Origin of the sequence: Calothrix sp. UHCC 0171, from assembly GCF_034931845.1 — a bacterium.
Lineage (GTDB): Bacteria > Cyanobacteriota > Cyanobacteriia > Cyanobacteriales > Nostocaceae > Brunnivagina.
On the sequence record NZ_JAYGHN010000074.1, the window covers coordinates 1 to 13,272 of the forward strand.

General features: G+C 41.0%; 8 protein-coding genes. 3 read left to right on the plus strand and 5 right to left on the minus strand.

Going from position 1 to position 13,272, the window contains the following annotated elements:
• Positions 1 to 514 precede the first annotated feature (514 nt).
• Positions 515 to 1,780: an ABC transporter permease gene (locus VB733_RS26385; RefSeq protein WP_323343018.1), complete on the plus strand. Its 1,266-nt coding sequence runs from the start codon at positions 515 to 517 to the stop codon at positions 1,778 to 1,780.
• 146 nt (positions 1,781 to 1,926) lie between these two features.
• Positions 1,927 to 3,366, plus strand: a complete 1,440-nt coding sequence (locus tag VB733_RS26390) for a DICT sensory domain-containing protein (protein WP_323343019.1) — start codon at positions 1,927 to 1,929, stop codon at positions 3,364 to 3,366.
• Between the two features lie 51 nt (positions 3,367 to 3,417).
• Here VB733_RS26390 and VB733_RS26395 read toward each other — a convergent pair whose 3' ends face one another.
• Complete coding sequence (locus VB733_RS26395) at positions 3,418 to 3,633, minus strand: hypothetical protein (protein ID WP_323343020.1); 216 nt, start codon at positions 3,631 to 3,633, stop codon at positions 3,418 to 3,420.
• 582 nt (positions 3,634 to 4,215) lie between these two features.
• On the opposite strand from VB733_RS26395, the gene VB733_RS26400 reads away from it, so the two are divergent.
• Entirely contained in the window at positions 4,216 to 6,138 is a 1,923-nt protein-coding gene (locus VB733_RS26400) for a bifunctional serine/threonine-protein kinase/formylglycine-generating enzyme family protein (RefSeq protein ID WP_323343021.1), read from the plus strand.
• Positions 6,139 to 6,312: 174 nt separating this feature from the next.
• On the opposite strand, the gene VB733_RS26405 is transcribed toward VB733_RS26400, so the two are convergent.
• The 4 genes from VB733_RS26405 to VB733_RS26420 all read right to left on the minus strand — a co-directional run.
• Complete coding sequence (locus tag VB733_RS26405) at positions 6,313 to 7,608, minus strand: response regulator (protein WP_416336352.1); 1,296 nt, start codon at positions 7,606 to 7,608, stop codon at positions 6,313 to 6,315.
• Positions 7,605 to 10,385 (minus strand): CHASE2 domain-containing protein, encoded by a 2,781-nt coding sequence (locus tag VB733_RS26410; RefSeq protein ID WP_323343025.1) that lies wholly within the window; start codon positions 10,383 to 10,385, stop codon positions 7,605 to 7,607. The genes VB733_RS26405 and VB733_RS26410 overlap by 4 nt, the downstream gene beginning before the upstream one ends.
• Before the next feature lie 211 nt (positions 10,386 to 10,596).
• Entirely contained in the window at positions 10,597 to 11,544 is a 948-nt protein-coding gene (locus VB733_RS26415) for a DUF928 domain-containing protein (RefSeq protein WP_323343022.1), read from the minus strand.
• Positions 11,545 to 11,734: 190 nt separating this feature from the next.
• Positions 11,735 to 13,272, minus strand: a 1,538-nt coding sequence (locus VB733_RS26420) for a CHAT domain-containing protein (protein ID WP_323343023.1), incomplete at its 5' end; no start/stop codon positions are given.

Sequence of the window (13,272 nt, forward strand, 5' to 3'; positions counted from 1 at the left end):
TTTTTAACACCGACCTACTTACTTACGTTTTATAACACCAACACAACTCGAAATAGACAAGAGCATTTTTGTCTTGAACTCTATAATTATTATTACTTATCAATTGCTGAAAATTCATACTTAATAATCACTATCTGCGACACAGATACCTTTACATTTAATCCCGTTCGTAGCTGTGCGTTGACAATGAGAACATAAAACTTTTTCGTTTTCTGTTTCTTGATTTATTTGTAGACTAGCGCTTGTTGGTAGTTTGTCTTTTTCGTTCTGTATTTTTACATTCATAAGGATGGAGTAATTGTGTAATGTTGACATTTTTACAAATCATTTATGAGCAATGATTAATGAGTCAGAATCTCATCATGACTGGATGCCAAGACAAAATTACCTCTCATATCATATTCGACTAATCACTTACAATTAAAACTTCTCCACGTCCCCGCGTCTTAATAATAAGTATCCAACCGGACATGATATTACCCTAACAAAATAATTCAATGAACAGCCATACCCGATGCTAAAACTCAAACCAAAAGAATTTAATAACTCTCTAGCTACAGAAATTGCCAAAATGGCTGTCGAGTCGCTGTGGAGCAATAAGCTGCGAACAGGATTGACAATGCTAGGTATGATTATTGGCATTAGTTCCGTAGTGGCAATTACTTCCGTTGGACAAGGAGTACAAAAAGCTACTGAGCAACAAATACAATCCCTAGGTTCAGATGTCATTTTAGTGCTGGCTGGTGCATCTACTGCGGGTGGTATTAGTCAGGGCGGCGGTTCGGCTTCAACGCTGACTTGGGATGATGCTGAGGCTGTCGCCACACAAGCTAGTGCCGCCAAGACTGTAACAGCTTTTTTACAACGGGGTTCAATTCAAGTTGTCTATGGTGGGCAAAATATTTCTACTGCCGTTGTTGGTACAGATTTGAATTATCCCGATGTTAAAGATACTCATCCTGAACAGGGACAATATTTTTCTCAAGCCGATTTAGATAGTGCCTCACCAGTGGTTGTTTTAGGAACAAAAGTCAAGGAACAGCTATTTGGAGAACAGGAAGCAATCGGCAAGGAAATTCGCATCCAAAAGCAATTATTCCGGGTAATTGGGGTGATGCCAACGAAAGGTGCTGTGGGTAATATGGATCAAGACGATCGCGTTTTTATACCCCTGACAAATATGTCCCGGCGAATTGTTGGTAATAATGCCATTTCTGGTGTTTCGATTTCCGGGTTTTGGGTATCGGCAGAGGATAGTACCCAATTAGATGCGATTCAATTTCAAGTGACAAATTTACTCCGCTTACGACACAATATTTATCCACCCCAATTCGACGATTTCCGCATTATCAACCAAGTGGATATTGCCAATACCTATACCAGTATAGTCGGCATGTTTACGTTGATGATTGGTGCGATCGCCGGAATTTCTCTGGTGGTTGGTGGTATTGGCATTGCCAATATTATGCTGGTTTCGGTTGTGGAAAGAACCAAGGAAATTGGCATTCGTAAAGCCATGGGAGCCACAAAAAACGCCATTTTGACTCAATTTCTCACAGAGGCAATTATCGTTTCCACTGTTGGCGGTAGCATTGGCATTGGATTTGGCATGGGAATTGCGATCGCAGCTTCTAGTTTAATGAAAATTCCCCTCGTGGTTTCACCTTGGTCAATAATTACAGGTTTTGGCATTTCTGCCAGCGTCGGCTTGGTGGCAGGGGTTGTCCCAGCGACAAATGCTGCCAAGTTAGACCCGATTACAGCATTGCGAAGTGAATGAGGAAGACTTTTGGCAATTTTCTTCAACATTATGTAATATAACGAACATTTACAGTGCAAAATGTAAAGCAGTATTATTTATTGCTTTATACTGCTTTATACTGGCTTGATATTTCCTACTCAATATCTTCTAAACCGGCTTTGCCCATGAATGTCTCTCTGACCCAAGATTTATCTCCATATCAATTAATAATTGCCAGCAGTGAACATGGTTGTCAACCTTTGTCTGTATCTCCGGCAACATTATTAGCGATGCTGCGATCGCAAATTGATGTTCTCATCGAGCGACAAATACCAGCTACCGTGTGGACAAAGCTTCCAGGAGGAAATATTTGGCAGGCGGAATTACTCCGCTACCAGCAGAAAGGAGATGTATCGGCAAAAATTTACAGTTTCCATTTGGGGAAATCGGCAAATGATGCGCCAAATGTGGTATCTGGGAATTCCTTCCATTTACAATTATTTTTACCGTCAGGGCAAATCCAGCGCGAGTATTTTTGGATGGTGGTATCTCCACAATTTTGTAGTTTAATTGTGGCATTACGTCCATCGAGAAGTATCAAAAGACAGCAAAAGTTAAAAGCAACTGCAAAACCAAAAGCATCATTAGTGACATTGACTTCGTTTGATAATCAGTTAGTGCGGCAAGTGGTGGAAAATATTCAACATGTGGCACTTGAGCCAATAGTTAATGTTGATGATGACGAAAAATCTAGTTTTACCGATGCTACAGAGTCCTCTATCTTAAGTAGTTTGCTGACTCGGCAAATGCAAAGACAGGAAGAAATCAACCGCAAGCGGAAAAAATCGCAATTAATTAAATTACAACAGAAAAATCAAAATCTTGACAATAAACTCCAAGAAAAAGATATTTACTTAAATCATGTGTGTCAGGAAATCCGCACACCCTTGACACATATGAAAACCGCCTTGTCGCTGCTCAACTCCCCAGCACTGAAACCACCACAGCGACAGAGATACTTGCAGATGCTACATTCACAGTGCGATCGGCAAAATTCCCTCATTACTAGCGTACTGGAATTAGTCGAACTCGAACAGAATTTGAAATCTGCTAATTTTGAGACTGTTCACCTTGCTGATATTGTACCTGGAGTAGTCAGTACCTATCAACCGCTTGCCCAAGAAAAAGGGATTATGCTGGCTTATACCGTACCCACTGACTTACCCGCCATTTGGTTTGTTCATGGTGGACTCAAGCAAATAGTAATTAATCTCCTGGGTAATAGTATAAAATTTACACCAAATGGCGGTCAGGTTTGGGTAAAAGCTCGGCAACAAGGGGAATATATCTTGTTGGAAGTCCGTGATACTGGTATTGGAATTAGCGAAGCTGACATTTCCAGAATTTTTGATCGTTTTTATAGTACCCGTCCACCAAGTGAAGAATCTGGTGGTGCGGGATTAGGCTTAAGTGTTGTGCAACAATACCTACAACGCTGCGGCGGTGGTATCTCTGTCAAAAGCAAGCAAATGGAAGGTTCTACCTTTACTGTCCAACTAGCGCTATCCAAAACTTCGGCATTTGCAAACACACAACAGAATCCAGAATATAGTCGCCACCAGTAAATTGCCAACTGCAAAATTTGGCTTGATTGACTGGCAAAATGCTGTCATTAATTAATCTCTGTCTTCTTCATCTTCACCAAAAGATATACAAGGACTATCAACTTGTTGTATTGGTTGAAACGAACTGCAAAAAATTACCGTCGCACAATTAACTCCAGATTCATCAGGATGAAGGCATTCGCTCAAACCTTCTACAAAAGTATGAGAAATACATTCATTACAGATAGTTGGACATGCTGATAATTGCTTGTTGTTTGCATTAGACATCTACAGAAACCCCAACTTCCTCACAATTTATCTATGTACTCTGCGGCTTTTATCTCTGGCAAATACCTCACATAACCACAATGCTAACCACTAATATCTAACTGTTTACTTATCGCTAGTTGCTTTTTATATACTTAGTTAAACATGTCTAATTTAAAATTATAAATTAAATGCAATTTTTAGATATATATTCTTGACATTTTAATCTACCTTGCGATAGGATTCGCCCTATAATATAAATGTCAGTGCGCCCATATTTAATTAATATTGAAAAGCTCTCAAGGCAAATGTAACATTGGTTTATTGTTCATTTGTATCTAAAATGCCTGCAAATCTAAACATGTAAATTGATGATATATCTGTATTAACGTCAGGAGAGCAGATATATAGGAAAAGCGAGACAATTATATTGGTACGTGGTTATACTGATACAAGGTAAATCCCTTTTGTTTATCTCATATGCAAGTACTAAATCGCTGAAATGAACCATATGTAAATTTCTTGTTTAAGGGCATATATAGCAGCTTTCAATCATCTGAATATTGGGGCTAACTTTGGACAAGATGCAATCCCTCAACACCCATGCGAATCTGCCAAAATCCCCATTGCTCCAACCCATTTAACGCAGAGGAAAATAAATTCTGTAATAGCTGCGGACAAAGCAACTTTGGCGACTTGTTGCGAAACCGCTTTCGTGTCTTGAGGCTTTTAGGAGAAGGTGGTTTTAGCAAAACCTATGCTACAGAGGATGTGGATAGACTGGATGCACCATGCGTCATCAAGCAATTTTTCCCTCAAGTACAGGGAACAGCAGCACGCGCCAAAGCCGCACAGCTATTTAAAGAGGAGGCATTTAGACTCTATGAACTAGGAGAAAATCATCCTTCAATTCCGCGCCTGCTTGCTTATTTTGAGCAAGGAGCAAGTTTGTATTTGGTACAGGAGTTTATTGAAGGGGAGACTTTATTTAGGGAACTCCAAACATCCATATTTGATGAAGCAAAAATCAGGCAATTATTAACCGATATTTTACCTGTGATTGCCTTCATTCATTCGCGCAATGTCATTCACCGAGATATTAAACCGGAAAATATTATTCGCCGTCACGGTGATAATCGCTTGGTATTAATTGATTTTGGTGGTGCCAAACAAATTACCCAAGCAAGTATTGCCCGACAAGCGACAGTAATTTATACAATTGGTTATGCACCTAGTGAACAAATGGCTGGTTTTGCCTGTCATGCGAGCGATTTATATTCATTGGGTGTAACTTGTGTGCGGTTATTAACAAAATGTTTGCCACAACAAGATAGATATGGAAATATTTATGATCCCCTCTATGATGCGATTAATGCTCAGTGGTTGTGGCGGGAAATGTTGAGCCAGAAAAATTTAAGTGTCAGCGAGCAATTAGGATACGTATTAGATAAATTACTCAAAAACTTAGTTCGAGAAAGATATCAATCAGCACTCGAAGTCTTGCAGGATTTAAATAATAATAGCTTTATAAATTTTTTCGGGATGATGACGATTCCCCAACTGGAAACATCCTCAGAAACTTCGTCACCCAATAATCCACCTATTCAAACTCCATCTATTCAACCTCCACCCATTCACAATATACCTACTAATCAACCAACAATTAAATCTCAAGAACTATTAACAGTTCCAGCTTTTCATCTGTTTGAATTTGAGGTACTAACTGTAGATACACAGGGTAGAGAAATTACCAGAGAACGTAATAGTGCGCGTTACTATTCTGAAGACTTAGGAGGCGGGATTTTCTTAGAAATGGTATCGCTTCCTAGTGGAGATTTTCTCATGGGTTCTAGGGATGGTGAAGGAGATGCCGATGAACGCCCACAACACTTAGTGACAATTGAGCCATTATGTATGGGTAAATATCCGATTACCCAAGCACAGTGGCGGGCAGTTGCAGCTTTACCGAAGGAAAATATTCCCCTAAATCCCAATCCCTCAAAATTTAAAGGTGCAAATCGTCCCGTAGAAAATGTATCATGGCATGAGGCACAAGAATTTTGCGATCGCCTGGAGAAAAAAACTGGACGGAAGTATCGTTTACCCAGTGAGGCGGAATGGGAATATGCTTGTCGGGCAGGTACAACAACACCATTCCATTTCGGGGAAATCATCACACCCGACTTAGCAAACTGTGGTAGTAGCGACAGCGCCATATTAGAAGGTAGAAGTCGATTTCGCCGAGAAACTACGCCAGTAGGTAGTTTTGAACTCGCCAACAACTTTGGATTATATGATATGCACGGGCTAGTTTGGGAATGGTGCGCCGATCCCTGGCATAATAATTATGTTGGCGCACCCACTGATGGTAGGGTTTGGGAATGGGATGGAGACAGAAACCGTAGAGTATTACGCGGTGGTTCTTGGAGTTTTAGTCCTGTGTTGTGTCGCAGCGCTAGTCGTAGTTGGAATGAGTCTGATGGTGGCTTGCGGATATGTGGTTTTCGTGTAGTTGTTAGTCTCTAGTGGTTCCCCAGAACCAGAGTATCGAAAGCAAAATTTTCATGCCTATAGGTTTATTAAATGTTTGTAATCCCCACAGTATTACCATCACTGCGGTAATTCTAATGTCCTAGAAATTAGGAGGGGATTTTTTCCCAAATTCCAGTGCATTTTCTATCTCCATTTCCATTCCCAACTCTAAATTGGCATAGTAATCACAAACTTTGTCCCCTCTCCGGGAACTGATACACAGTTTATTTGTCCATCATGCTTATCTACAATAATTTGTTTAGCGATCGCTAGTCCCAAACCAGTACCTTTATTTACACCCTTGGTGGTAAATAAGTGGTCAAATATACGCTGTTGGACTTCCTCACTCATCCCCACACCATTATCAGCAATAATAACTTTGACATATTGATTTTCCAGCAAGGTGGTAATTGTAATTTGGTTGGGATTGGCTGTGATATCCTCGTAACTACGACCTGTGCTAGCCTCTTCTAAGGCATCTATCGCATTTGCCAAAAGATTCATAAATACTTGGTTTAGTTGCCCTGGAAAGCATTCCACTTGAGGGATATCACCATATTCTGTAAATACTTCAATCGCCGGACGATTTTCATTTGCCTTGAGACGGTGCTTGAGAATTAAAATCGTACTATCAATGCCTTCATGTAAATTAAATGGCTGTTTGTAATCTCGATCTGCCCGCGAAAAAGTTCTTAAACTAGTGCTAATATTTTTAATGCGATCGCAAGCCATTGTCATCGAATCAATCATTTTTGCTAAATCTTCGATACAAAAATCTAAATCGATTTCCTCAGCATGTTCGATAATGGCATCACTAGGATTGGGTAAGCTTTCTTGATACAGCCTCAAGTGTTCGAGAACATCATTAATATTTGGTTTTGCTTGTTTGAGGGTAGCAGCAATAAACCCCAAGGGGTTGTTCATCTCGTGAGCAATACCTGCCACCAAATTACCCAGTGCGGACATTTTCTCATTTTGAATCAGTTGTAATTGGGCTTGTTGTAACTGTTGCAGTGATTGAGTTAATTCTATGGTGCGCTCTTCCACCCTTTGTTCTAAGGTACGGGTAAGATAGGAAATTTTGAGGTGCAGCTTTAATCTGGCAATTACTTCTTCCTGTTGGAAGGGCTTAGTAATATAATCAACAGCACCAATTTCCAATCCTTTCACTTTGTCTGTAGCATCGGACAAAGCTGTCATAAAAATTACAGGAATATTTTGAGTAATTGAATTTGCTTTTAAGCGACGACAAGTTTCAAAGCCATCAATACCCGGCATCATCACATCCAAAAGAATCAAATCGGGGGCTGCATATTCAGTTTGTTCGATCGCAGATTCTCCATCTGTAGCCATCCGGGCTTTCCAACCATATCTCTGAATCGCTTCTGATAGTACCTTGAGATTATTCGGATTGTCATCTACTAACAGGATATGCATGGGCTTTGAGAAAAAATCGTCCATCATTGTCGTGCCTCTGCTGTTATCAAAGATTGAATATATTTGCGTATTTTTGCGGTTTGAAAATTAGTCGTTAGTTTCTTCAACTCAGTGACAAAGGGAGCTAGCTGCTGATTGTGCTTAGTTAGTTCCCCTAATACTGCTTCAATTGCTGGGATATCTCCCATCATCGCCAGGTGATATAATTGCTGCAAAATTTCCTGGGGTGGCAAAGTGAATTCACCACTAATTGCTTGTTCAGGTTGGGAAGGAGACTGTTTGAGAGTGGATTCTGCATATACCCAGTCAGCTTTGAGGACTGATTGTAGTGCATTCAGCAGTTCATCTACTTGCAGGGGTTTAGGAACAAATGCTGCGGCTCCTGCTTGTAAACTCTGTTGGCGATTTTCCTCAAAGACGTTAGCACTAGAAACAATAATGGGAATATTACGGGTTTGGGGATTTGCTTGCAGGTGAACCATTAACTCAAAACCATCCATATTTGGCATGGCTAAGTCTAGGAGAATCATATCTGGCTGATATTTAGTTGCTAATTCTAATCCCTGTTGCCCTTCAAATGCTTCCATAATTCGACAGCCAATTTCTTGTAGCAAGTTTGTCAAAAGGGAACGGTGATTTTCATCGTCATCTACAATCAGAATCCGAGGTGCATCACCCCGAATGCCACTGATTTTTTGCTGTCTTGAAAAAGTTTTATTTTCATTCCATTCATGGGCAAGGGAGACTGTCACATCCAACCAAAATAAACTCCCTTCACCCAAATGACTCTGGACTTGAATTTGACTACCTAGTAACGTTGCGATTCTTTGACTGATAGTTAATCCTAAACCTGTGCCTTCAGAACGTTGTCCGGCTGAACCTACTTGTTCAAACGGTAAAAAGATTTTTTCCAATTGGTTTGGTGACATCCCCACACCTGTATCTTCAACTTGAAAACGAATTGTTTTTGTGGGGGATTGACTGGATTCTGATTCTGATTCAACTTCTACAACATCGACTTTAAATGTCACACTACCGCTATTAGTAAATTTAATTGCATTACCCAACAAATTAATTAAAACTTGTCGCAATCGTTTTTCATCGGTTTCAATTGCAGAAGGTAATTTATCACTAATAACAACATTAAAACTAATTCCTTTCTGCTCGGCTCTGATACCGCAAATCTCAGTGACACCATGCAAGAAACTAGGAACATGAACTACAGTGGAGACTAATTCCAATTTACGGGCTTCAATTTTTGATAAATCAAGAATATCATTTATCAGCATTAATAGATGGGAACCACATTGATAAATAATACTGACACCTTCCTTATCTTTTTCCTGCAAGTTTGGCGATTGTTCCAACACTTGAGCAAACCCCAAAATCCCATTCAAAGGAGTGCGTAATTCGTGGCTCATGTTTGCCAAAAATTCACTTTTGGCATGATTTGCTGCATCAGCAGCTTGTTTCGCTTCTAATAATTCGTGAGTTCGTTCAGCAACTTTTATTTCTAAGGTTTTAGAATAATCTAGTAGTTGACTGTTAGCAATTTCTAATTGTTGATTAGTTTCTTCTAATTTTCGCTGTTTGTAAGCATTCGTTGTCCCCACTACACTACTAATAAATGCAGCTAAAGCAGGTGTAACTGGAATCAGAATACCAGCTAAAAAGATGCCATAGCTACCACCTAGTAATAATCCACTCAAACCGATAGTTGCCCAAAGAATTTTTCCTCCGGGAATCTGGCGTTTGCTAGACATACCAGCTAAGTACCAACTACCTAGAGAACCAATTGCCGACCAGAAAACAATCCAGAATGACGTAGATATCCCAGAAATGCCGTGGATAGTAGTATTACCTATTTTTGCCCCTCGCACCATTTGCAGGGCAATATTGGCATGGATTACCACACCGGGAGTTGGTTTTTGAGCCGAAAGTAAAGACGAACTGAAGGGAGTACCGAAAAAGTCATTTGTACTAGTAGCAGTTGAACCAATAAATACCATGCGATCGCCCATTAAATTCGCGGGTATTTTTCCCGCCAATACATCGCGCATCGTCACTGTTTTAAATGCTACCTCTGAACCATGCCAATTGAGAAGAATTTGATAACCCCCTACATCCCCATCGCTGTAACCTGCTTCTTGATTTTTCAGAGGTTGGTAAATGGCTTTACCCAATTGAAACTTGAGTTGCTTTTCATCGACTAATTCCAAGCTAATCTTGTCAGCTTCGAGATATTTCAATGCCATACGGGTTGCTAACCCCGCTTTAATTTTCCCATCTTCCTTGGCATCTTCAGCTGTCAACAAAGCACGACGCACATGGCGATCGCCATCTAATACCAAATCAGCTAATCCCACCTGGTCTTTTTTTTTCAGTTCTGGTGGAGGATTTACCCGCTCACCAGTGATTTTTTCCACACCGATTAAATTGGGAGTTGTGCGAAAAATTTCTACTAATTGTTCATGTCCAGTCCCTTCTGGTAAATCCCGATACAGGTCTAAACCAATTGAGCGAGGTTTTTGTTCTTTAATTTTTTCTAATAATTTTGCTAATGACCAGTCGGGGACAGGCCATTTTCCTACCGATTGAATATCGCGTTCATCAATAGTGACAATCACAATTTCATCAGCTATTGTTTCTTGCGATTTCATTCGTATCCATTTATCACGGAGTTTCCACTCAGGTAAATTAAATAGTCCTAAGGATTGTCCAGCAATGACTGTCAGAGCAACACTAGGAATAATAATTAAAATACTGTGAGTTTTTTGAATAAAAGTCTGGAATTTACACCACATGCCATATAGTTCAATTATTTTCAATTTCTTGAGAACTGCTGAGGAGGGTTTTCGTCCCCCCCTGAAGCAAAAAGAAACTATTCCTTATTTTGGGCTAGTAGTCCACCAAGCTAACTTTGCAGGGACAAAAATCTCCGCGTCTGTGCGTCTCCGTCTCTCCTAGTCAATCTCAGCCCGTCAATTCTGGGTTGGCGAACCACTAGCTTTGCTCTTAGTTAGCAGATACTACTAATGGAGCCGTGGCAATCTCTTTCAAGCTAACTGAAGCCAGCAATTCTCCCCATTGTTTGCTGATAGTTGGATTATTAGGCTGACTGGCATGGAGGGCAGCCAATGTTGCTACACAGTCATACCACACACCATTTTTACCTAAAGCCTCTGCTCGCTTTAATGCATCTTGCTGTTGAATTGCTGTTGCTAATTCAGCGCTGGGCTGGATGCGTTGAATCCAACCATCAACATAAGGGGTACTGGGACTAAGTTGTCCATTCACCTTCAGTGCGAAGAACCATTGGTAATTCTTACCCACAGTTAAAGCTGCCGCTTCCTCTGGTAATTTGACTGCGACTACACCAGACTTCCCAGCTACGGGAATCGTCATACTATGGTGCATATTACCAGTTTCATCTTTGATGCTGAAGACAGCTTCTTTAGCGTCAGAAGCCGGAAGATATATCATGACTGCCGGACGTTCAGATACCGTTGTTCCATAATAGCTTTGAGGCATGAGTCCAATTAATGCTGCTGGTCCTGTAGCTGCCACTGTCGATGGACTCAAGTAGTAAGTACCAACGCGGGAAGCCCCACCACTCGCCTGTCGCGGAGCGCTGTTACCCTTATTTGGAGTAAACAGATTCCCACGGGAAGCCCCTCCTGTGGCTTGTCTGGGAGCGCCATTACCTCTGCTGGGAGTAAAGAAACCACCACGGGAAGCTCCTCCTGTTGCTTGTCTAGGAGCGCCATTGCCTCTGCTGGGAGTAAAGAAACTACTACGGGAAGCTCCTCCTGTTGATTGAGAAGGGGCACTATTTCTAGATGGTGGTGTAAATATAACAGCATTTGCACTGCTGCATACGGTACTCGTCACCAGAACAATTACGGTAGCCAAATGCCAGGGACGTAGCACACTTAATGAACCCACAAAATATCTGTTTTCCATGCTATTTTACTCATTTTTGCTAATTCTTGATGTCAAATACGTTGATAGAATCTGTCTCAAAAATTTGTTTTAACCTTCAGCTTCAGCCAAGCCAAACAGGGAATATATTTCCTTTTATAAGCGACTCCAGAGAAAAAAACCAGGAAAATATATATTGTTTTGAAACAGATAAAGTCAGTATTTTTACGTACTAAATCCAGTTGCCAACTAAAACAAAAGCAGACCAAAAGAAGGGGTCGCGGAAATCGGTTTGACGAATTAGGTTGATCTGTGATTGTCGCAATGCTTCGGCTTTAGTAATTTTCGGTTGTCGCAGTTGTTCATAAAAGCGAGTCATCAGCATCTCTGCGGCTTTATCTTTAACAGGCCAGAGAGTTGCAATGGTAGAGCGAGCGCCAGATTTCACCGCTAAACCAGCCAGTCCCAAAACAGCGCGGTCGTCTCCTGTGGCAGTATCACAAGCACTTAATACTAGTAACTCGATCGCCTTCGATGTATTCCCACTGCGATTTTTTAAAAGTTCCGACAATTCCTTCACGTTCACTCGTCCATCCCACGTCAACAGGTAGGTATCTTCGAGACGGGAACTAAATTGTCCGTGGGTAGCTAAATGAACCACATCTGCATTACTAGATTTGACGCGATCGCCTAATGCTTGACTAGTAAATTGCTGATTTAGCAACATATTCGATGATACTGTCTTGGAAATTTGCTTGACTTCCGATTCCACCGCCGGTAGGGCTGCAAAACCAGAGCGAGATTCACTAATACCACCGACAATCGCGTTAATTTTATTTTGCTGGAGGGAATGTGCTGTCATTAGTTGCAATCCAGGAGAGAGAGCAACTGCATATTTCTCAATCAAATACTGTTTGCCATCGTATAGGGCTGCCATCGGTATATTCCGCAACTTCCCATCCAAAACAAACACCAGCGTTTTCGTATCTTTAAAGGCTCCATTTTCTTCTGCTGGACGAATCAACCAATCATAAATTTCTTGGGTAAATTGTCTTCTTTGTTGGGAATCGGAAACCGGGTTGAGAGAAACCAGTAAATTATTTAGAGTTTGCTCAATTTCCGTTTGCGATTTGCGAGTTACGTAATAACGCAGAGGTTGTCCGGTTTGGGAAATAATTGTAGCTAGGCGATCGCCTAAAATAATCGGGTAAATAACTGTTGCAGTGGGGTCTACTTGATCAATCTGCTGGGCTTTATCTAGACAAGCTTCCCGGAAAAAGTTATCGAGTTCGGCAACTTGTAGAGATTCGATCAATTCACGAGCTTGTGCCAATTCCACCTGGCTTGGTTGCTCGTCTAAAAGCAAAGCCACTAATTCCCGATATACGGGTTCTACACTTTCGCGGAAAGAAAATTGAACATCAGGGTTAATTGCAGCTAAATCAGAACGCAGTGCCTTTAATGACCTCACTGCCTCAGTATAGGCGGAAATGGCTTGTGCTTTATTACCCCGTTGTTTATATAACTTACCAACCTGCCATGCCGACTGAGCAATAATATCATCTGCTTGGATTTTGCGGGCAATATTCAAGGATTTTTCCGCTACTTCCTGGGCTGATAACCACTGTGAAGTACGACTGTAAATTTGTCCTAATTGATACAAAGCATGAGATTCTGCGGCAGCATCCTGAATCGTTTGGGCAGATTTAACTGTAGTAGCCATCAGTTGGGTTAGGTCTTGGCTGGGTAAAACTCGATCAGGGTTTTCTG